The organism is Actinocrinis sp. (assembly GCF_035653575.1).
In the GTDB taxonomy this organism is placed as follows: Bacteria; Actinomycetota; Actinomycetes; order Streptomycetales; family Catenulisporaceae; genus Actinocrinis.
This window is the reverse complement of record NZ_DASRBQ010000181.1, coordinates 50,790-71,650: the sequence shown is the minus strand read 5'-3', so window position 1 is coordinate 71,650 and position 20,861 is coordinate 50,790. Positions and strand designations below refer to the sequence as shown.

The 20,861-nt window shown below is 72.3% G+C and carries 20 protein-coding genes; 14 read left to right on the top strand and 6 right to left on the bottom strand.

Features of this window, described 5'->3' with window-relative positions; translation table 11 throughout:
• Nucleotides 1-7: 7 nt before the first annotated feature.
• Nucleotides 8-1,093, bottom strand: coding sequence for an S-(hydroxymethyl)mycothiol dehydrogenase (locus VFA06_RS24845; protein ID WP_324843135.1), 1,086 nt, complete (start codon nt 1,091-1,093; stop codon nt 8-10).
• A 74-nt stretch (nt 1,094-1,167) separates the two neighbouring features.
• Nucleotides 1,168-1,521: a VOC family protein gene (locus VFA06_RS24840; RefSeq protein ID WP_324843134.1), complete on the bottom strand. Its 354-nt coding sequence runs from the start codon at nt 1,519-1,521 to the stop codon at nt 1,168-1,170.
• 221 nt (nt 1,522-1,742) lie between these two features.
• On the opposite strand from VFA06_RS24840, the gene VFA06_RS24835 reads away from it, so the two are divergent.
• Entirely contained in the window at nt 1,743-2,342 is a 600-nt protein-coding gene (locus tag VFA06_RS24835) for an SRPBCC domain-containing protein (protein ID WP_324843133.1), read from the top strand.
• Nucleotides 2,343-2,503: 161 nt separating this feature from the next.
• Entirely contained in the window at nt 2,504-3,496 is a 993-nt protein-coding gene (locus VFA06_RS24830; RefSeq protein WP_324843132.1) for a pirin family protein, read from the top strand.
• A 174-nt stretch (nt 3,497-3,670) separates the two neighbouring features.
• Here the strand turns inward: VFA06_RS24830 and VFA06_RS24825 are convergent, their stop codons facing one another.
• On the bottom strand, nt 3,671-4,240 hold the full coding sequence (locus VFA06_RS24825; protein ID WP_324843131.1) for a DUF6343 family protein: 570 nt from the start codon (nt 4,238-4,240) through the stop codon (nt 3,671-3,673).
• A 108-nt stretch (nt 4,241-4,348) separates the two neighbouring features.
• Here VFA06_RS24825 and VFA06_RS24820 point away from each other — a divergent pair, with 108 nt between their 5' ends.
• From VFA06_RS24820 to VFA06_RS24795, 6 genes are all read left to right on the top strand, one after another.
• Nucleotides 4,349-5,494, top strand: coding sequence for a tyrosine-type recombinase/integrase (locus tag VFA06_RS24820; protein WP_324843130.1), 1,146 nt, complete (start codon nt 4,349-4,351; stop codon nt 5,492-5,494).
• 46 nt (nt 5,495-5,540) lie between these two features.
• Entirely contained in the window at nt 5,541-7,031 is a 1,491-nt protein-coding gene (locus VFA06_RS24815; protein ID WP_324843129.1) for a pyridoxal phosphate-dependent decarboxylase family protein, read from the top strand.
• A 97-nt stretch (nt 7,032-7,128) separates the two neighbouring features.
• Nucleotides 7,129-7,992: a fused MFS/spermidine synthase gene (locus VFA06_RS24810; RefSeq protein ID WP_324843128.1), complete on the top strand. Its 864-nt coding sequence runs from the start codon at nt 7,129-7,131 to the stop codon at nt 7,990-7,992.
• A 96-nt stretch (nt 7,993-8,088) separates the two neighbouring features.
• Nucleotides 8,089-8,913 (top strand): LysE family transporter, encoded by an 825-nt coding sequence (locus VFA06_RS24805; protein ID WP_324843127.1) that lies wholly within the window; start codon nt 8,089-8,091, stop codon nt 8,911-8,913.
• Between the two features lie 139 nt (nt 8,914-9,052).
• Nucleotides 9,053-9,733 (top strand): Pr6Pr family membrane protein, encoded by a 681-nt coding sequence (locus tag VFA06_RS24800; RefSeq protein ID WP_324843126.1) that lies wholly within the window; start codon nt 9,053-9,055, stop codon nt 9,731-9,733.
• A gap of 129 nt (nt 9,734-9,862) precedes the next feature.
• The gene (locus VFA06_RS24795) at nt 9,863-10,618 is read left to right on the top strand and encodes a histidine phosphatase family protein (RefSeq protein WP_324843125.1); all 756 of its coding nucleotides are present in this window, start codon (nt 9,863-9,865) and stop codon (nt 10,616-10,618) included.
• A 178-nt stretch (nt 10,619-10,796) separates the two neighbouring features.
• Here the strand turns inward: VFA06_RS24795 and VFA06_RS24790 are convergent, their stop codons facing one another.
• Entirely contained in the window at nt 10,797-11,474 is a 678-nt protein-coding gene (locus VFA06_RS24790) for an MOSC domain-containing protein (protein ID WP_324843123.1), read from the bottom strand.
• A gap of 197 nt (nt 11,475-11,671) precedes the next feature.
• Here VFA06_RS24790 and VFA06_RS24785 point away from each other — a divergent pair, with 197 nt between their 5' ends.
• From VFA06_RS24785 to VFA06_RS24775, 3 genes are all read left to right on the top strand, one after another.
• Nucleotides 11,672-12,013 (top strand): YciI family protein, encoded by a 342-nt coding sequence (locus VFA06_RS24785; protein ID WP_324843122.1) that lies wholly within the window; start codon nt 11,672-11,674, stop codon nt 12,011-12,013.
• A gap of 144 nt (nt 12,014-12,157) precedes the next feature.
• Complete coding sequence (locus tag VFA06_RS24780) at nt 12,158-13,444, top strand: RNA polymerase sigma factor (protein ID WP_324843121.1); 1,287 nt, start codon at nt 12,158-12,160, stop codon at nt 13,442-13,444.
• Nucleotides 13,445-13,567: 123 nt separating this feature from the next.
• On the top strand, nt 13,568-14,305 hold the full coding sequence (locus VFA06_RS24775) for a DUF998 domain-containing protein (RefSeq protein WP_324843120.1): 738 nt from the start codon (nt 13,568-13,570) through the stop codon (nt 14,303-14,305).
• Between the two features lie 105 nt (nt 14,306-14,410).
• Here the strand turns inward: VFA06_RS24775 and VFA06_RS24770 are convergent, their stop codons facing one another.
• Nucleotides 14,411-16,651: an ATP-dependent RecD-like DNA helicase gene (locus VFA06_RS24770; RefSeq protein WP_324843119.1), complete on the bottom strand. Its 2,241-nt coding sequence runs from the start codon at nt 16,649-16,651 to the stop codon at nt 14,411-14,413.
• Between the two features lie 183 nt (nt 16,652-16,834).
• Here VFA06_RS24770 and VFA06_RS24765 point away from each other — a divergent pair, with 183 nt between their 5' ends.
• Nucleotides 16,835-17,407 carry a hypothetical protein gene (locus VFA06_RS24765; RefSeq protein WP_324843118.1) on the top strand — a complete coding sequence of 191 codons (573 nt, stop codon included), beginning with the start codon at nt 16,835-16,837 and terminating at the stop codon, nt 17,405-17,407.
• 130 nt (nt 17,408-17,537) lie between these two features.
• Nucleotides 17,538-18,986 carry a sigma-70 family RNA polymerase sigma factor gene (locus VFA06_RS24760; protein WP_324843117.1) on the top strand — a complete coding sequence of 483 codons (1,449 nt, stop codon included), beginning with the start codon at nt 17,538-17,540 and terminating at the stop codon, nt 18,984-18,986.
• Between the two features lie 15 nt (nt 18,987-19,001).
• Here VFA06_RS24760 and VFA06_RS24755 read toward each other — a convergent pair whose 3' ends face one another.
• Nucleotides 19,002-19,661: a VOC family protein gene (locus tag VFA06_RS24755; RefSeq protein WP_324843116.1), complete on the bottom strand. Its 660-nt coding sequence runs from the start codon at nt 19,659-19,661 to the stop codon at nt 19,002-19,004.
• Nucleotides 19,662-19,810: 149 nt separating this feature from the next.
• Here VFA06_RS24755 and VFA06_RS24750 point away from each other — a divergent pair, with 149 nt between their 5' ends.
• Nucleotides 19,811-20,812, top strand: a complete 1,002-nt coding sequence (locus tag VFA06_RS24750; protein ID WP_324843115.1) for a TIGR03557 family F420-dependent LLM class oxidoreductase — start codon at nt 19,811-19,813, stop codon at nt 20,810-20,812.
• The last annotated feature ends 49 nt before the right edge of the window (nt 20,813-20,861 follow it).

Below are 20,861 nucleotides of genomic sequence, written 5' to 3'. Positions count from 1 at the left end.
ATGCGACCTAGAACACCACGACGGAGCGCAGTACGTCGCCGCCGCGCATCTTCGCGAACGCGGCCTCGATGTCCTCCAGCCCGATCCTCTCGGTGACGAACGCACCGAGATCGAGCCGACCCTGCTGGTAAAGGTCCATCAGCATCGGGAAGTCGCGCGATGGCAGGCAGTCCCCGTACCAGGAGGATTTGAGCGTTCCGCCGCGCCCGAACACGTCCAGCAGCGGCAACTCGAGCTTCATCTCCGGTGTGGGCACGCCGACGAGCACGACGGTTCCGGCGAGGTCGCGGGCGTAGAAGGCCTGCTTGTAGGTCTCCGGCAGACCCACGGCGTCGATGACGACATCCGCGCCGAAGCCCCCGGTCAGCTCGCGCACCGCTTCGATCGGATCGGTGTCGCGCGAGTTGACGGTGTGCGTCGCGCCGAGCCGCCGCGCCGTCTCCAGCTTCCGGCCGTCCACGTCGACCGCGATGATGCGCGCCGCGCCGGCCAGCCGCGCGCCCATGACCGCCGCACCGCCCACGCCGCCGCAGCCGATGACGGCGACCGAGTCGCCCCGGCCCACCGCGCCGGTGTTCAGCGCCGCGCCGAGACCGGCCATCACGCCGCAGCCCAGCAGCCCCGCCACGGCCGGCGACGCGGACGGGTCGACCTTCGTGCACTGGCCCGCGTGCACCAGCGTCCGCTCGAGGAACGCGCCGATACCGAGCGCAGGGCTCAACTCGGTCCCATCCTGCAGGGTCATGCGCTGCGTGGCGTTATGCGTAGCGAAGCAGTACCAGGGACGCCCGCGCAGGCAGGCACGACAGTTGCCGCAGACGGCGCGCCAGTTGAGGATCACGAAGTCGCCGACCGCCAGTCCCGTGACACCCTCGCCCAGCGCCTCGACGACGCCCGACGCCTCATGCCCGAGCAGGAACGGGAACTCGTCGCTGATCCCGCCCTCCCGATAGTGCAGGTCGGTGTGGCACACGCCGCAGGCCTGCACCCGAACGACGGCCTCGCCCGGACCGGGGTCCGGCACCAGCACCGTCTCCAGCGAGACCGGTTCGCCCTTGCCCCGGGCGACGACTCCACGCACCTGCCATGGCATGTAAGACCAGCCTCCCTGCGCGCCCGCCACGCTGCGGGCCTCTCAAAGAAACTACTGCGCCGGGCGGGGCTGGGTCAGGCGGGCTGCCACAGCTCGATGCGGTTGCCCTCGGGATCGGTCACCCAGCCGAAGCGGCCGACCCCTTCCATCTCCTGCGGCTCGTCGGTCACGTTCGCGCCCTTGGCGCGCAGTTGGGCGAGCATCGCGTCCAGGTCGCGCACCCGGAAGTTGAGCATGGTCTGCTGGGTACGCGAGCCGAAGTAGTCGGATTCGGGCTCGAAGGTCGCGAACACCGTCTGCCCGGGCTCTTGGCTCCACAGGCCGTGCTCATCGGTGTCCAGGCCCAGGCAGTCGCGATACCACGCGGCCAGGGCCGCGGGGTCGGCCGCCCGCAGGAAGTATCCGCCGATGCCGAGAACACGCTCCATGCCGCCATCTTGCCAGGATCGGGTGCGGCAGGGTGGAGCGGTGACGCGGCGGTTTCAGGTCGTGGCGTAGAGCATCGCGACCAGCCCTGGGCAGGTCGACAGAATTCCGCCGGAGCGGCGGCAGGGCGGGCGCGTTACGTTGGCGGAGAAGGTACCGAAATGCGGCGGCGACAGGCCGCTCTCGCGGGCTGTCCAGATGCTTGCCGAGGAGTGATCAAAGGATGGACGAGACGCACGCTTCCACTGCGGCTTCCGCGGCTCCTGCGGCGTCCGCAGCTCCCACCGGCGATCGGGACGCGCAGGGCGCGGCGGCGCTGGTGATGCTCGGCACCGGGCCCGCCGTGCGGTTCGAGCGCGTGCTCGACTCTCCCGCGGAGGCGGTCTGGCAGGCGCTGACCGACCCGGAGGGTTTGCGCGGGTGGTTTCCGTGCGAGATCTCGGTGGAGCGGTGGGAGGTCGGCGCGTCGCTGACGTTCTCGTTCCCCGGCCATGCCGAATTCACCATGGACGGCGTGGTGCTCGAATGCGATCCGCCGCGCACGCTGGCGTATCTGTGGGGCGAGGAGACGCTGCGCTTCCAACTGGAACCGGATTCCGCCGGCTCCGGCGGGACGCGGCTGGTCATGACCGACGAGATGGCCGCGTCGATCGCCGCGCGCAACGCGGCGGGATGGCACGTGTGCCTGGATCTGCTCGCCGGAAAGCCTTCGCCGGAGGGCGACGAGGGCTGGCGGGCGCTGTTCGCGCGCTACAGCGCGGCGTTCGAGCCCACGCTCGGCCCGCAGGAAGGACCGCCGGAGGGGATGGAGCCTTCCGAGTGAACCGCTCGTGACCTGCCCGTCTATTGCTCACGGTGGCTTCTCCCGGCCGTGTGCGTGCCACGGGCACGGCGCGGGATTATCCTGAGGTAGGTGAACGTTCAACATTACGACGTTCGAAGCGACGGCCGCTCAGGGCCGGCGCGGATGGCCAGGAGGTCACGATGCCTGCGGTGACGGTGGACAGCACGCTGGAGCTTGCGCGAGTGCCGCAGGTGCCGGCTGAGGGAACGCGACAGCGGCCGGTGCGGTCGGTGACCACCGCGCCCACCGGCTTCGAGGGCGAGGGCTTCCCGGTGCACCGGGCCTTCGCGGGCGTGTCGCTGCGGGACCTGGACCCGTTCATCCACATGGATCAGATGGGCGAGGTGGAGTACGCGCCGGGCGAGCCGAAGGGCACCCCGTGGCATCCGCACCGCGGATTCGAGACGGTCACCTACATGATCGACGGCGAGTTCGAGCACTCCGACTCGCACGGCGGCGGCGGGAAGATCATGGACGGGGCCACGCAGTGGATGACCGCGGGCAGCGGCATCCTGCACATCGAGACCCCGCCGGAGCACCTGGTGATGTCGGGCGGCCTGTTCCACGGCATCCAGCTGTGGGTGAACCTGCCGCGGGCGAACAAGTGGAACCCGCCGCGCTACCAGGCGATCGAGGGAACGCAGGCGACGCTGCTCTCCTCCCCCGACGGCGGCGCGCTGGTGCGGGTGATCGCGGGCGAGGTCGCCGGGCACAAGGGTCCGGGCAGTACCTTCACGCCGATCTCGATGATCCACGCGACGCTGCGGCCCGGCGCGCGGCTGGTGCTGCCGTGGCCCCAGGACTTCAACGCGCTGGTCTACAGCCTCTCCGGGCGCGGCTCCGTCGGCGCCGAGAACCGGCCGATGGAGGCCTCGCAGCTGGCGGTGTTCGGCGCCGGAGACGCGCTGACGATCGAGGCGAGCACGCGGCCGGACAGCCGCACGCCGGACTTCGACGTGCTGATCCTGGGCGGGCAGCCGATCCGCGAGCCGGTGGCGCACTACGGGCCGTTCGTGATGAACACGAAGGAAGAGCTGATCCAGGCCTTCGAGGACTTCCAGGCCGGGCGCATGGGCGTCATCCCGGCCGGGCGCACGCCGCACACCCAGCCCGGCGAGCAGCGCCCGCAGTAACGAACACGACCGGAACGAACGCGGTCTGCTGAGCTGCCGACTTGCCACCTGCGCAGGTGGCGGGTCGGCGCTAGACGCGGCGCGCTTGCGGACCACCCCTCCATCCGCGGGCGCGCCGCCACCACGCGGTGTTAAGGTGCTACATCAGGGCGCTGCTACTGGCTGCCGAACCGGTCAGGCGCCCGGGGCGCGGTGCTGCCAGTCGTCGCGGTTCTGGTTCTCTTCCTCGTGCAGGATCGGGCTGTCGACGTTGGAGAGGATCGCGGCGAACGGCGGGATGAGTGCGGCCGCCGCGCTCATGACGACCGCTGCGGTGACCGAGTAGAGCCGGATCCAGGTCCAGGCGAGGATCAGCAGCGTGACGCAGACGCCCATCATGATCAGGTAGCGGCGGTGCCGGGTGCGCGGCGTAGCCGGAGTGTACGGACGCTGGGCGGGCCGTTCGGCCGGCACCGGCCGGTAAGGCGGGATGCCGGGGCCGGGCTGGTAGTGCGGGCCTTGCCGGATGCGGTGGACCACGACGGCGACATTGATCGACGCGATGACGCACAGAGCGGCGAACGCCCAGGTGAGCGGCTGACTCCCGAGCAGCGCGAAGAGGATGACACCGGCCAGTCCGTTGGCGAGTCCGACCAGAGCGAGCGTGAGGCGCATCCGCAGCGGACTGCGGGCATGGATTGGTTCGTCACCACTGCGCACGCGGTGATGGTAGTGGTAGGTGCCGGGAGAGCCGGTTTCGCTCACAGGCAGAGCGCCTTCCGGGCGTGCGCCCGAGACGGGGCGCGACGGTTGGCTGCGATCGTCGGTCAGTCCTCCGCCGGATACCCGTGGCTGTCACGCATAATCGCGGGCATGGAGCCAAGCGATCACGAGCTGGACAAGAACGGCGACGTGGATCGGTCACGGACGCTGGGTGCGTGCATCGAGGAATTCCTGCGCGCGCGGCAGGCGCGAAAGCACGCCGCGAACACCCTGGCCGCTTACCGGCGCGATCTGGACGCGATCGGGGAACTCCTGGCCGAGCAGCACGGTTGCGAGGCACCTGACCTGCCCATCGACGTGGTGACTGGCCGTGCGCTGCGGCAGGCGTTCGCGCGGTTCGCGCAGCCGCGTTCGGCAGCCTCGGTGGGGCGGGCGTGGTCGGTGTGGAATCAGTTCTTCTCGTTCCTAGTCGCGGACACGGTGGTGCCGGGCAACCCGATGGGGACCGTGGATCGGCCGCGCCCGCCGCACCGGTTTCCGAAGCCGCTGCGCGGAACCGACACCCCGGAGCGGCTGCTGGTCTCCAGCGCCGCGCCGCCGGATCGCACGCGGCGCCGACGCCCGTGGCCGGAGCGGGATTTCGCGGTGGTGGCGCTGCTGCTGTGCGCGGGGTTGCGGTCGAGCGAGCTGCTGGAGCTGACCGTCGGGTGCCTCGACGGCCGGGACGGCGAGCGCTATTTGAAGGTGCGGGGCAAGGGCGGCAAGGAGCGTTCGATTCCGGTGGAGCCGGAGCTGGACGCCGTGGTGGCGGAGTATCTGGAGTCGCGGCGGGTGCGGTTCGCCGGGCGCTCGCCGGCGCGCTCGGACCCGCTGTTCGTGGGGCATGACGGCGCGCCGATGGGACGCGGGGCGCTGCAGTATCTGGTGGGGCGAGCGTATCAGGAGGCTGGGGTTTCCTCGCGGGTGCCGCAGGGGGCGCTGGTGCACGCGTTACGGCATACGTTCGCCACGCGGCTGGCTGAGGACGGCGCGAGCGCGGTGGAGATCATGCGATTGCTGGGGCACGCCTCGCTGACGACGAGTCAGAACTACATCGACGCGACGGCGCGCGAGCAGCGGGCGGCGGTGCGGGCGAACCGCACGCACAAGGCGTTGCGCCAATTGCTGGCGGCGGAAACGGAGACGGGGGCGGAGGGCGAGGCTGGGACAGGACCGGAGGCGCGAGCAGAGAGGGCGGCAGCGGGCGAGGCGGGAATGGGAGCGGGGACGGATACGGGGAACGGAAATGGCGCCTGAGGCGGCGACTCGTCGAAGCCTTGAGGCGCAGGCTTACGATCATGGCGTGGCTGATTCCCTTTTTCCGGTGCGTGACGGATTGCGTGCGGCTGCCGATCTGGCGGCCGCACACCTAGACGGCGTGGCGGCGCGGCCGGTGTGGCAGCCGATGCCCGAGCAGGTGCGTGCGGCGCTACTGGACGCACCGCTGCCGGAGACCGGGCGCGCGGTCGGCGAGCTGCTGGACGAGGCCGCGCGGCGAATGCTGGCGTATCCGATGGGCAACGGGCACCCGGCGTTTTTCGGCTGGGTCAACGCGGCGCCGCATCCGGCGGCGGTGGCGGCGGGAGTGCTGGCTTCAGCCTCGAATCCGTCGAGTGCGGGCGGGGATCACGCGGACGTGCCGCTCGAGCGGGCCGTGGTGCGGTGGCTGGCGCAACTGGTGGGTTTCCCGCACGAGACCGGCGCGGGGCTGCTGACCTCGGGTGCGTCGATGGCGACGATCGTGGCGATCGGGGCGGCGCGGCACCGGGCGCTGGAGCGGGCGGGTTGGGATGTGCGCGAGAAGGGCCTTGCCGGGGCGCCGGAACTGACCGCGTACGCGACGGCGGAGGCGCATTCGTGTGTGCGAAAGGCGATCGAGCTGCTGGGGATCGGCAGCCGGGCGTTGCGCACGGTGCCGGAACGTGTTGAGAAGGCAGGGGACGCCGGCGGCGGGCCGGTCGGCGCGGGCATGGACGTTGAGGCGCTGCGGGAGCTGATAGCCCGTGACCGCGCGGCTGGGCGGGTGCCGTTCCTCGTGGTGGCGAGCGCAGGAACGGTCAACACCGGGGCGATCGATCCACTCGAGCAGATCGCGGACGTGTGCGGCTCACCGGGCGGCGAGGGCGGGGTGTGGCTGCACATCGACGGCGCGTACGGCGCGTTCGGAGCCGTGGATGCACGGGTGTCGGCGCGGTACGCGGGCATGGCACGGGCCGATTCGCTCGCGCTGGATCCGCACAAGTGGTTGCAGGTGCCGATTGGCGTCGGGGCGCTGCTGGTGGCCGACCGGGCGTTGTTGCGCTCGGCGTTCTCACTGGTGCCGCCGTATCTGCGGGATGAATCCGGAGACGCGCTGGGCTGGCTGAGCGAGTACGGGATCGAACAGACGCGGCAGTTCCGCGCGCTGCCGGTGTGGGCGTCGATCGCGGCGCGCGGCCGGGCGGGTGTGGCAGCGGATGTCGCGGCGTGCAACGAGACGGCCCAGGTGCTGGCACGGATCGTGGAGGAGACGCCGGACCTGGAGCTGGCGGCGCCGGTGGAGCTATCGATCGTGGCGTTCCGCTACGCACCGGCAGGTGTCGCGCCTGAGCAGGTCGACGAGGTCAACGCCGCACTGCCGGCCGCGATTCAGGAGCGCGGGATGGCGTTCGTCACCGGGACGGTCTATCAGGGCCGGCCGGTGCTGCGGGCCTGCGTGCTCAATCCCGAGACGCGAGAGGAGCACGTGCGGTTGCTGGTGGCGGAGGCGCGGGCGGCGGGGGCCGAGTTGCTGGCTGGAGCGACAACGCGTTGACGGTGGCCGCCTGAAGAGCGGCAGTCCCGAGCAACGCGGCGGTGACGAGTAGCGCGGCAATGCTGCGTAGCACGGCAGTGCTGAATAATGGGGCGCTGTGCCCTCCGCCCGATCGCGCCGCGCCGCCTCGCAGCCTGCAGCCGCGCTGACCGCGTCGGGGGTGGCGCGGCTGCTCCCGGACGTGGACCAGCCGGGCGCGATGCTGCTGACTGTCAACGAGGTGCCGCAGTCGTATGTGGACCTTGAGGATCCGACGCGGCTCGAATTCGAGTACATCCAACGGTTGGCGCATGTGGCCGACGCGGTGTTCCCAGCCGGTGCGCGCATCGACGCGCTGCATTTGGGCGGCGGGGCGCTGAGTCTGCCGCGATACCTCGCATACACGCGGCCCGGCAGCGGTCAGCTCGCGGTGGAGATCGACGGCCAACTGGTCGCGTTCGTGCGCGAGCACCTGCCGTGGGACCGACGCTGGCGGCTCAAGGTGCGCACCGGGGACGCGCGCGAGGCGCTGGCGTCGCGGCGCGCGGGCAGCACGGATCTGGTGGTGGCCGACGCATTCGCCGGGGCACGCACCCCGGCGCATCTGACCAGCGTGGAGTTCGTAACGCTGGCGGCGGCTGCGTTGAGGCCTGGCGGCGTCTACGCGGCGAACATCGCGGACGGCGCGCCGCTGGGATTCGCGCGGGGGCAGGCGGCGACGGTACGCGCAGTATTCCCGCACGCGGTGCTGATCGCGGAGGCGGCGGTGCTGCGCGGCCGGCGCTTCGGCAACCTGGTGCTGGCCGCGTCGCATGAGCCGCTTCCGATCGCCGACCTGGTGCGCCGCGCCGCGGGAGACCCCTTCCCCGCCCGAGTGACCAGCGGGGAAGCGTTGGACGCGTGGATCGCCGGGGCGGCACCCGTGACGGACGCGACCGCGGTGCCCTCCCCCGAGCCGCCGCCCGGCGCGTTCGAACTGTAAGGAGCACTACCCGGTAAAGGGTGTTGCGGCTGCGGGGTTGTCACGGCGATGATGGCGCCACGACGATGAGGGGGCAGCTTGCTAGGGACTGTGAACTTGCCCGAGTACGTCGCCGGCGCGGGCCTGATCATCCTGCTGCCGGGGCCGAACTCGCTGTATGTGCTGTCGGTGGCCGCGCGCCGAGGCGTGCGCACCGGGTACCGGGCGGCGTGCGGGGTGTTCCTCGGTGACAGCACCCTGATCATGCTCACCTCGTTGGGCGCGGCCTCGCTGCTCACGCGCTCGCCGCTGGCATTCGGCGCGGTCAAATACCTCGGTGCGGCGTATCTCGCGGTCCTCGGTGTCGGGATGCTGCGCTCGGCCGTGCGCTCGCTGCGGCAGCGGCGCGCGCAACTGAGGGAGGCGCGGGATTCCGGCGGCGCTCAAGACAGTGGCACTCAAGACAGTGGCACTCAAGACGGCGGCACTCAAGACGGTGGCACTCAAGGCAATGGCGCCAAAGAAGACGCGGTGCTCGCAAGAACGATGCATGCAGCGGTCCATCCGGACGCGGCGGCGTCGCAGGCGGCAGACGCGTCTGGAGCGGAACCGGAAACGGGCGCGGGCGCGAACGCGGGCGAGCGGCCATTCCGGCGGGCGCTGGTGGTCAGCCTGCTCAACCCGAAGGCGATCCTGTTCTTCCTGGCTTTCTTCACGCAGTTCGTCGATCCGGCCTATCCGCATCCGGTCGTGCCGTTCGCGGTGCTCGCGGTCATCATCCAGGCGTTCTCGGTGCTGTATCTGAGCGCCCTGATTCTGGGCGGCGACCGGCTGGCCTCGGCGCTGCGCCGCCGGCGTCGTCTGGCCTCGTGTATGACCGGCGGGGTGGGCACGCTGTTCCTCGGGTTCGCTGCGAAGCTGGCGACCGCGACCCTGCACTGACCGGCGGGCGGTCGCGGCGCGCCTGGCGTGCGTTCACTCGTTCGGCCGTGCAGGTGAGACGCGCGCTACCCGCCGGTTCGACACTGAAAGCCCGTCGCGTGGTGTGGCGTGGGCGGTGTCTGTCGGACGAGGAGCGCACATGGCGCTGAGCGGATCGCTGCCCGAGGCGCGGGGACGACTGGCGGTAGCCGGGTACCGGCTCGGGATCGCGGCGCTGACGGCGGTCGCGCTCGGATTCACCGCGTACCGGGCCGGATTCAGCGGCAGCACGGGACTGGTGAACTTCTTCAGCTACTTCACGATCTTGAGCAACATCCTGGGCACGGTGGTCTTCCTCGTCGGCGGGCTGAGCCTGCTGCGCGGCGGCGAGGGCGCAACGGACCTGCTGCGCGGCGCTGCGGCGCTGTACCTGGTGATCACCGGCATCGTGTACGGCGTCGCGCTGGCGCATTACGACACCCCGCAGGTCATCCCGTGGGTGAACACGGTGGTGCACAAAGTCACGCCGCTGGTGTTCCTGCTCGACTGGCTGATCGACCCGCCGCGCCGCCCGCTGCGGCTCTCGCGCGCGGCGGCGTGGCTGGCGTTCCCCGTGGCGTTTTTGGCGTATTCGCTGGCGCGCGGCCCGGCGGCGCAGTGGTACCCGTATCCGTTCCTGGATCCGCGTGCTCACGGCTATCTACGCGTCGCGCTGTCCTGCGTGGTCGTGGCCGCGGCGTTCCTCGCGGTCGGGGCGGGGCTGTGCTGGGTCGGCCGGGCGCTTCGCGCAAGGCGTTCGACGACAACGACCGCCGTTAAACCCGCGCACAGTCAGCACTGAAGCCCGGCGACCGGCGGCGGCGCGCCCCCGATGCACCCGCCGCGCCGCAGCGCGCGCCCTCGAAGAGCACGTACAGTACAAGTCTGCGCGACACACGCGACGGAGGGGACGAATGTGTCTGGTCATTCCATGACCGTCCCGTACATCACACCGACCGACCCCGCCCCCGCGTGGACCGTGCCCCTTCCGGCGCAGGTGACCGCCGTGCGGCACGGGCAGTCCACCGCGAACGCGGCGTTCGCGGAAGCGGCGCTCACCGGGGCGCTGAGCGTGCCGATCACCGAGCGGGACGCGGACCTTCCGCTGACGCACCTGGGCGCGGCGCAGGCCGCGGCGGTGGGCCGGCGCCTGGCCGCGGACCCGCCTGAGGTGGTGTTCTGCTCTCCGTATCTGCGCACCCGGCAGACGCTCGCGGCGATCCTCGGGTCGATGGCCGACGCCGAGATCCCGCAGCCGCAACTGCTGTACGACGAGCGGATACGGGACCGGGAGACCGGGTCGTGGGAGATGCTGACCACGGCGGCGCTGCGGCGCAAGTACCCGGAGGAGATGGCGCGGCGCGACCACATCGGGCCGTTCTACTTCCGGCCGCCGGGCGGAGAGAACTTCCCGGACGTGGCGCTGCGGGTGCGTTCGCTGCTGCGTGACGCGTTGCCGGCGGCGGCTGGCCGGCACCTGCTGATCGTGGCGCACGACGCGGTGGTGCTGATGCTGCGGATGATCTTCGACGGGCTGGACGAGCCGGCGCTCAACCGGATCGTCGACGCGGGCGGCGCGATCGGCAACTGCACGGTGACGCGGTGGACGGCCGACGGCGCGCGGCTGCGGCTGGCGGACTATAACGACGCGGACCATCTGCGGCACTTGGCGGCCGTCTCGGGGTGAGCGGCCCGGTGCTGCGCGCTCCGCACATCGACGCTCCGCACATCGACGCACTGCACCTCGACGCTCCCCACCTCGACGCACCGCGCGGCCGCGTGCGGAGCGCGGGGCCGGGGACGGGCCCCGGGACGGACCGGAGCGGCACGGCTTAGGAGCGGGTGCGGCCTGCTTGCGAGTCGGCTTAGGAGCGGGTGCGGCGGGCGATGGTCTCGCGCGTTTCCTTCGGCAGCGCGTCTCCGGCGGCGATCAGGTCGCTGAGTCGCTCCGGCGCGCTGGTCAGGGCGCGAAAGTAGAGCCCGAGGGTGACCTGGTGGTCGGGGCGGTGCTCGATGGTGACCGGGTCCCCGGCCTGGATCGGCCCGGGTTCGATCACACGCAGGTACGCGCCGGTCGCGCCGCGCTCGGTGAAGCGTTTGATCCAGTGCGCCTCGCCCATCTTCTCGGCGAACACGTTGCATGGGATGCGCGGGCAGGCGGCCTCCAGCAGCGCCCGCTGCCCCACCCGCCAGCGCTCGCCGACCAGCGCGCCGGTCAGATCCAGGCCGACCGTGGTCAGGTTCTCGCCGAACATGCCCGGCGGCAGCTCGCGGCCGAGTTCGTCCTGCCACCAGTCGAGGTCTTCGCGGGCATAGGCGTAGACGGCTTGATCGTCGCCGCCATGATGCTTGCGGTCGCACACCGCGTCACCAGACACGCCGCTGCCGCCAACTCCCTTGGGACCGGGGGCCTGTACGTGCACGGGATGGGTCACCGGGAGCTTGCCGATGCCGGTGGGCTGGCCTTTGGCTTCGGTGTAGTGCGGGGTGGCGGCGATGTTGACGGAGAGCAGCCGTCCGTGCGGCGCGGGCGGGGTCTTCATACGCGGCAGCGTAAAGCCGCGGCAGCGAGCGTGTCGCGCCGTTATCGGGCCCGCCGCATCCGTTGCGGCTGGTGGGGCGGTCGCGAAGAAAATCTTCAAAGACACGCGCGCCGTGTGTCGATCGAGCGCCCTCCCGTTCGCTGCACTACTGAAGACCGGCCGCAGGGGCCGGTCGCAGCCCGGACAGGAGAACCACGATGCGTTTTCTGTTGCTGGTCAACAACGACCCGCAGCTCCCTCTGGCGGCGCCGGACGAGCGCATGTACGCCGAGATGGGCGCGTTCGTCGAGGAGCTGTCGAAGCAGGGGGTCCTTCTGGCGACCGGCGGCCTGGAGCAGGGCGGCACCCGGGTGCGCAGCGTCGGCGGCGAGGTGACCTTCACCGACGGCCCGTTCACCGAGGCCAAGGAGGTCGTGATGAGTTTCGCGCTGGTCGACGTGCGCGACCGCGCCGAGGCGATTGAGCTGTCGCGGCGCTTCTGGCGGATCGTGGGCGACGGCGTCGGCGAGATCCGGCAGGTATTCGGCCCCGAGAGCTAGGCCGGGTGGTTCGCCCCACCTGTCGGCGTTTCGCGCCGCGTGCTCGCTTACTGCGTGGTGCCCCGGTCCCCGAGCCGGGGCATCCCGCGTTTCGCGCCCCGGCTTGTTTGCCATGCTGCCGCCACCGGTGTTCTGATGCACCGCGTGGCGGCTTCTGATGTCCAGGCGCGACGCACGGTCGAGGCGGTGTGGCGGCTGGAGTCCGCGCGGATCATCGCGGGACTGGCCCGGATGACCGGCGATGTGGGCTTGGCCGAGGAGTCGGCGCAGGACGCGCTGGTCGCGGCGCTGGAGGAGTGGCCGGTCAAGGGGGTGCCGGCGAATCCGGGCGGTTGGCTGACGGTGGCCGCCAAGCACCGGCTGCTGGACCGGGTGCGGCGCGAGCAGCGGTTCCAGGCCAAGCGCGAACTGCTGGAGCGCGAGGCCGGATTGTCGGGGTCGGACGGGCAGCAGGACTTCGACGCGGCGCTCGACGCCGTGGCCGGGGAGGTGGACGACGACCTGCTGCGGCTGATGTTCGTCGCCTGCCACCCGGTGCTCGTCCGGCAGGCCCGGGTGGCGCTGACGCTGCGGATGCTCGGCGGCCTGACCACGCCGGAGATCGCGCGCGCGTTCCTGGTGCCGGAGGCGACCGTGGCGCAGCGCATCGTGCGCGCGAAACGGACCCTGGCGGACAAGCAGGTGCCGTTCGCGGTGCCCGAGCCGCAGGAGCGGACCGCACGGCTGGGCTCGGTGCTCGAAGTGGTTTATCTGATCTTCAACGAGGGTTACACGGCCAGCGCGGGCGAGGACTGGATCCGCCTGGACCTGTGCCGCGAGGCGCTGCGGCTTGGCCGGCTGCTGGCGCGGCTCGCGCCCGACGAGGGCGAGGTGCACGGCCTGGTGGCGCTGATGGAGATTCAAGCGTCGCGCACGGCCGCGCGCACCGGCCCGCAGGGCGAGCCGATCGCGCTGCTGGAGCAGAACCGGGGCCGCTGGGACCGGCTGCTGATCCGCCGGGGTTTCGCCGCGCTGCTGCGCGCCCAGCAGCTGGGCGGCCCGCCGGGACCGTACGTGCTGCAGGCCGCGATCGCCGCCTGCCACGCGCAGGCCCGCAGCGCGCAGGAGACGGACTGGCCGCGCATCGTCGGGCTCTACACGCTGCTGGCCAAGTGCAGTCCGTCGCCGGTTGTGCGCCTGAATCGGGCCGTGGCGGTCGCCATGGCCTCGGGTCCGCAGGCCGGCCTTGATCTGGTCGACGCGCTGCGCGACGAGCCGACGCTGCGCGACTACCACCTGCTGCCGAGCGTGCGCGGGGACCTGCTCGCCAAGCTAGGGCGCGGCGAGGAGGCGCGGGAGGAGTTCGAGCGCGCGGCGGCTCTGGCGAACAACGCCCGGGAACGCGCCGTGCTGCTGCGACGCGCCGAGCAGTGCGGTCGCGGGCAGGAGTAGGAGCCGCGCGCGGCGCGCGGCAGGAGATCGCTCGGAAAAAGTTCGGGCGCGATGTCGATTCGGTGCCGGTCCCGTTCGCTGCATGGGTGAAAGCACATCCGAAGCAGTGAAAGGACGAGGACCGTGACTACCGCACTCAACACCCCGGCCGGCGACAAGACCACCGCCGCCACCACAGCTGCAGGCGCCACCGCCGCCGGAACCCTGTCTCCCGCGGCCACCTACGCGAGCGGCGTGTCCACCCGAGCGCTGCTTGGGTGCGTGGCGCTGGCGTTCCCGCTGTGGGGCGTGGTCAGCCTCGCCCAGGCGGCTACCCGTCGGCCGTTCAACATCACCCGCCATCCGCTGAGCATCCTGAGCAACGGGACGCTGGGCTGGATCCAGATCACCAATTTCGTGCTCTGCGGCGTGCTGGCCCTGATCGGGTCGGCCGGGCTGCGCCGGGCGTTGTCCGGCGCTCCCGGCGGCCGCTGGGTGCCCCGGCTGGTGGCCGGCGCCGGAGCGGGCATGATCGCGGCCGGAGTGTTCCGGATGGACCCGGACAACGGTTTCCCCGCCGGCGCGCCGACCGGGACCGCGACGACGATGAGCTGGCACAGCGCCCTGCACATGGTCAGCGGCACGGTGTCGTTCGCCGCGATCATCGCCGCCTGCTTCGTGCTCGGCCGCCACTTCGGACGCGCCGGGGACCGGGCCCGCGCCCGGGTCTCCCGTATCGCCGCCGTGGTGTTCATCCTGGGCGACGGCTGGGCGATGACCGGCGGCGCCTGGGGTTCGCTGACCCTCGCGGTCGGGGCCCTGACCGGCATGCTCTGGGTCTCGCTCAGCGCGTACCACCTGCGCGGCCGCAGCGGCGGCTGACCGTCGGGCGCGCATTGGCGGCGTCGCGGCCCGCACCGGGGAAACGGGTGCGGGCCGCGACGCGTCCGGGGGTCGACCCGGTCGCGGCCGACGGATGCGGCCGGGTTAGTCGAGGTCTACGTCGGCCAGGCCGCTCTCGCCCTGCGCGGAGCCGTCGAGCTGGGCCGCGAGGGCGTGGGCGAGCAGCGTGTTGCGGGTGGGGCCGGGGGTTTCCAGGGCCTGGCGCAGGGCGCGCGGCTGCCCGACCAGGACCACGGTGCTGCGGGCGCGGGTGACCAGGGTGTAGAGCAGGGAGCGGGTCAGCAGCAGCGGGGCGTCGAGGGTGATCGGGGCCACGACGTGCGGGAACTCGCTGCCCTGGGCCTTGTGCACGGAGACCGCGTACGCGTGGATCAGGTCGTCGAGCTCGGTGAAGTCGTAGGCGACCTGCTCGCCGTCGTCGGTGAGCACCTCCAGGGCGCTGTCCTTCAGGTCGAGGTTGACCACGGTGCCCAGGGTGCCGTTGTAGATCCCGGCCTCGCCTTTGGCGTAGTCGTTGCGGGCGGCCATGACCCGGTCGCCGACCCGGAAGACGCGGGAGCCGGACCAGAACTCCGGCTCGTTCTCCTGCCGGGGGTTGAGCCGCTCCTGCATGAGGCGGCCCAGTTCCACGGTGCCTGCGGCCCCGCGGCGGGTGGGGCAGAGCACCTGCACGTCGGCGGGGTCGGCGCCGAGCTTGGCCGGCAGCCGGCTGGTGGCGATCTGCACGACCGTGCGGGCGATCTCCTTGGGGTCGTCCAGCTCGGCGAACCAGAAGTCGGCGCGGCGCAGTTCCGGCAGCTGCCCGGCTCGGATGCGGTGGGCGTTGGCGGTGATGGTGGAGTCGCGGGCCTGGCGGAAGACGTGGGTCAGCTCGGTGCGCGGGATGCCGGGCACGCGCAGCACGTCGGCGAGCACCGCGCCGGGGCCGACAGAGGGCAGCTGGTCGGTGTCGCCGACCAGCAGCAGATGGGTGCCGGGCGGGATCTGGGCGGCCAGGCGCGCGGCCAGGTGCACGTCCAGCATGGAGGCCTCGTCGATGACGATGAGGTGGACCATGGTGGTGCGCGGCCCGAACAGGGCGCCGCTCTCGCCCTCCTCGTCGGTGGCGGCGGGGTCGGCGGCCAGGCGGTGCACGGTCAGGGCGCGCGCGCCGGTCAGCTCCGCGAGGCGGCGCGCGGCTTTGCCGGTGGGCGCGGCGAGGGTGACGCTGCCGCCGCCGGCGCGCACGAGCTCGACTATCTCGCGCACGGTGTGGGACTTCCCGCAGCCGGGCCCGCCGGTGAGCACCGAGACCGGATGCGTAAGGGCCATCCGCACGGCTTCGCGCTGGCCGGGGTGCAGGTCTTCGCCGAACTGCCCTGCCGCGACGCGGCGGCGCACCGGTTCGGGCAGGTCGGATTCCGCGGTGGCCAGGGCCGCGAGGGCGCGGGCGAGTTTGTTCTCGGCGCGGCGCAGGGCGCGCGGGGCCAGCAGGGGCGCTCCGGTGACCGGGTGCTCTTCGGCGGCCAGCGGTGCGCCGCGGCCGACGGTCAGGCGCGCGGCGGCTTCGCGCAGCAGCGCGGGGTCCTGCTCGACCAGCGCGGAGGCTTCTTTGACGGCTTCTTCGGCGGGCAGGTGGCAGTGCCCGGCGCGGCGGGCGCGCACGGAGCACACCTCCCAGACGGCCGCTTCCAGGCGGGCGGGGCTGTCGAGCGCGCCCCCGGAGTGCAGCGCGATGCGGTCGGCGGCGGGGAAGCCGATGCCGTCCACCTCGCCGACCATCCGGTACGGGTCCTCGGCGACGGTTTTGAGGCTGTCCTCGCCGAAGGCGCGGTGGATGGGTTCGGCCAGCAGCGGGGAGACCCCGTGCCCGCGCAGCACCTGCATCAGTTCTTTGATGGTCTTCTGGGCCTGCCAGGACTCGGTGATGCGGCGGGTGCGCCGCTCGCCGATGCCGTAGACCTCCGCGAGGCGGCCGGGGTCGCGGTCGATCACGGCGAGGGTGTCCTCGCCGAAGCGGTCGGTGATGGCCTGGGCGAGCAGCGGGCCGACGCCGCGTACCAGGCCGGAGCCGAGGTAGCGGCGGATCGCGGGCACGCCGGCCGGTGGGTGTCGTTCGCATTCCTCGACGGTGAACTGCTCGCCGTGGCGGCGGTGCTGGGTCCAGCGGCCGGTCAGGCGCAGGCCCTCGCCGGGGCGGGCGCCGGCCAGTTCCGGGCCGACGGCGGTGAGCGCGGCGCCGTCGGCGGTGGTGGTGGCGCGCAGGGCGGTGAAGCCGTCGTCGCGCACGAACAGCACGAACTCGACGACGGCGTCGAGCGTGGTCAGCGGTGTGCGCGCGGTCATAAAGGCACGGTATCGCGGGCTTCTGACAATCGGCGCGCCGTGATCCACCGGGCGGATGCCGCACCTGGGCGGTGACGGCGCGGCCGCGGTGCGAACCCGTGCGGGGAAAGATATCTGAAACGGCGTCATGGATCGGGGCGCGGGGGCTCCCTGCTGGTGAGGACCCTCGTGAAGGAGACGCGTATGTCCCACCCCCACCCCCACACCCCGTCCCGCTCTCTCGACCCCGCCGCTGACACCGGCCGTTCCGCCTGGGTTCCGCTGGCGCCGACGGCCAGCCCGGCTGCGGCGCTGCGTGCCGGGTACCCGGATCCGGCGCGGGTCGCCGCGGTGCCGGCCGGGCCGCTGTTCGACGCCGTGAGCGTCGGGATGGATCTGGGCCTCGAAGCGCTGGACCTGCTGCTGCGCACGGGCGCGCCGATCGGTCCGGTGGCGGCGGACGGGCGGGCGCAGGTGCGGCGGGTCGGTTTCCTGCTGGCTCCGGGCACGCTGGCGCGGCTGCGCGGATTCTCCTGGTGGTGCCGGACGCATGGGCTGCGCACCGCCTCGCACGGGGACGTGGTGGCGTTGCCGCCCCTGATCGGGGACGGACTGGCGCGGCTGCTGTGGCTGGTGCCGCCGCCGGAGGGCGGGTCGGGCCCGGTGACCGACCCGGCGCTGCTGCTGGGTGCATTGCGCCGGGCGCTGTGCCGCGCCAGCGGTGGCGGCGCCGGCGGCCTGTCAAGTGTCAGTGCCCTTAAGTACACGTTCGGGTGACCTTTGGTCACGGACCGCTTCCTGCGGGAATCCCGGGCGTAGAACGGGCGGGGCTCGCCGGCCGGCCGGGCCCCGCGGAGGGGTGCGCGCCGCCCGGGTGCGCCAGGGGACGGAATGAGGGTTTTGCGGCATGCAGCGGCAGCACGGTGCTCGCGACGACGGACGGGAGGAAGGGCGGGCGCAGCATCAGCAGCAGCGAGCGCAGCAGCCGGAGCCGCAGGTAGCGGCCGGGCCGCCGGATCGCGAGCTGATCGACCGGGTGCGCGCCGGGGATCTGGCGGCCTACGACCCGCTTTATCAGCGGCACGCCCGCTCGGCGCTGCTGCACGCCCGGCACTGGGCGCGCAGCGAGGCCGCGGCCGAGGACCTGCGGGCCGAGGCGTTCACGCGGGTGCTGCACGCAATCCGCAACGGCAACGGCCCGACCGAGGCGTTCCGCCCGTATCTGCTGACCACGATGCGGCACGTGGCCCGGGACTGGGCGGCCGGCGAGCGGCGGCTGCTGCTGGTGGCGGACCTGGTGGACCTCGAGGAGCCGGAGCCGCAGGAGGATCCGGTGCTCGCGGCGCTGGAGCGGTCGCTGGCTGGTCAGGCGTTCATGGCGTTGCCGGAGCGCTGGCAGACGGTGCTGTGGCATACCGAGGTCGAGGGCGAAGGGCCGGCGCAGCTCGCGCCGCTGCTGGGGCTCGAGCCGGCGGCCGTGGCGGCGCTGGCGTATCGGGCGCGCGAGGGCCTTAAGCAGGCGTACCTGCAGGCGCACGTGCGCGAAGTCAGCTCGGAGTCCTGCCGCCCGTACGCGCAGCGGCTGGGTGCGGCGGTGCGCGGGAAGCTGGGGCGGCGCGAGCAGGGCAAGGTCGAGGAGCACGTGCGGCACTGCGTGGAGTGCGCAGGGCTGCTGGCGATGCTCAAGTACGTCAACGCCCACCTCGGCGCGGTGGTGGCGCCCGCGGTGCTGGGCACGGCGGTCGCGGCCAAGACCGTTCTGGCGATCGCGGCCGGAGCCGGGGCCGCTGCGGGAACCGTGAGCCTTGCTTCAGGCGGATCCGGTACGTCGGCCGCGCACGCCGGGATCGTGGGCCGCGGTCTGTCCAAGGTGCGGCACGCCTCGCCGCGCCAGCAAGCGGTGGCTTTGGGCACGGCCGCGGCCGTCGCCGCCGCGGCTCTCGCGTTCGCGTTGACAGGGAGTCACCCGACGCCGCCGCCCAAGCCGGCGGCCAGTCAAAGCGCCATGGCGGCGCCCGCTCCGTCGAGTCCGCCGCCGATGCCGACGCCGAGCGCGAGTCCCAGCACCAGCCCGTCCACTCCCCCGCCGCCCCCGCCTTCACCGAGCCCGGCGCGGCCGTCGCCGGTCGCGAGTCACAGCCCGAGCCCGCGGCCCAGCCCGCCCCCGCCGAGTCCCACGCCCTCGCCGAGTTCGCCGTCGCCTTCGCCGTCCCCGGCGGAGGTGATGTGCCCGGGAATCTCACTGGACATACTGGGCATCGAGCTGCGGCTGGCCGTGCAGCTGCGCATCAGCCTCGGCCAGACCGAGCTGCTGGTGGACACCGGGTGCCGGGGCGGCCCGCCGACCCCGTTCTGACGGTGTGCCAGCCGGTTAATCGATACGCACCGGTCCGTGGGCGGTGCGGAAGTCGACCGCCAGCAAACCGGCTTCGTCCCAGGCGTTGGCGACGTCGCCGGGCTCGAGCCAGTTGACGTGCACGTGCGGCAGCGGGTCGACCTCGGGGGTGCCGAGCCAGGCGAGGATCTCTTCGCGCTGGCCGGCGATCTCCAGCCGCTCGATGCCCACCGAGCCGTCGGCTCCGGCCGAGGGGTGCTCCTGCTCGGGGCAGCTCCACTGGATCAGATAAGGGATCTGCGGGTCTTCGAGGAGTTCGAGCAGGCCGATCTGCCGCCATTCCAGCAGCACCCCGTCGGGGCGGCGGCGGTGGCCTTCCGCGCTCGGGCGCCCGAGCCGCTTCTCGAACGGGGCCAGGTCCTCGACACAGACCACCCAGCCGAGCCAGCCGCCGCCGAGTTGCGCGCGGCGGCGTACCGCCTGGCCGAAGGGCATGGTGTCGGTGGCCGGGTGTTCCAGCGGCGCGACGACCTCGACGTAGCAGTCGCCGTCCAGGGGCAGTACCGCATTGCGGGTGCCGTAGCGCGGGTGCACCCCGCCGTCGGTGAACGGGGCGCCGAGCAGCGCGCCGAGCCGGGAGACGGTGGAGGCGAACGCGTCGGCTTCGCACGCGTACGAGACATGGTCCAGTCGCACGGGGGTGCTCCTACCCGGGTTCGGCGGTGGTCATGACTGCGCGCCCTCGTTCGGCGCAGCCGGAGGGCGGCGGCATACAGTGATCGAAACACACGGCGTTTTTGACGAGGCGTCGGGCAGGGCGCCCGATGCCCGATTGGAGGAGCGCGATGAGCGCACCGCACATCGGCTACGCGGCGATGCTGGAGCAGTTCGGTCCGCTCGAGGTGACCGAGTACAGCGCGCAGGCCGAGGCGGCCGGGTTCACCGGGGTGATGGCGGCGGATCACTTCCAGCCGTGGGTGCCGCAGCAGGGCAGCGCGCCGTTCGTGTGGAACGTGCTGACCGCGATCGGGGCGCGCACCGAGGGCGACCTGGGGCCGGGGGTGACCTGCCCGTCGTTCAAGATGCACCCGGCGATCGTGGCGCAGGCCTCGGCGACCCTCGCGGCGATGTACCCGGGCCGGCATTGGCTGGGCCTGGGCGCCGGTGAGGCGCTCAACGAGCACGTCGTGGGCGGGTACTGGCCGGAGGCGGCCGAACGCAGCGCCCGGATGTGGGAGGCGCTGGAGGTCATCAAGAAGCTGTTCGCCAGCGGCCTGGAGCAGCGCGACGTGAAGCACTCCGGCAAGTACTTCACGCTGGAGTCCGCGCGGCTGTGGACGATGCCCGAGCAGGCCCCGGAGATCTACATCGCCACCGCCGGGCCGCTCAACGCCAAGCGCACCGGCAAGCTCGCCGACGGGATCATCACCCCGGGCGCCGCGCCGGCGAAGATCGAGACGGTGCTCGGCAAGTTCGCCGAGGGCGCGCGGGAGGCGGGCAAGGACCCTGAGGCGATGCCGAAGATCCTGCAGCTGCACCTGTCCTGGGCGCAGAGCGACGAGCAGGCGATGGCCAACGCGATGAGCGAGTGGCCCAACGGCGGGATGAAGTTCGACAAGGGCGACATCCGCTCCCCGTTCCACTTCGAGCAGATGGCCAAGCTGGTGCGGCCGGAGGACTTCGAGGGCCGGATGGTGATCTCCGCGGACCCGGATGTGCACCGCGCCGAGGTGCAGCGCTACCTGGATCTCGGGTTCGACCGGATCTACCTGCACAACGTCGGGCGCAACCAGGCCGAGTGGATCGAGGTGTTCGGCCGGGACGTGCTGCCCAAGCTGCACCGCTGACCGCGCGCGCCCGAACCGCCGTTCGCCGGATCGGCACGATCTTCGCCAG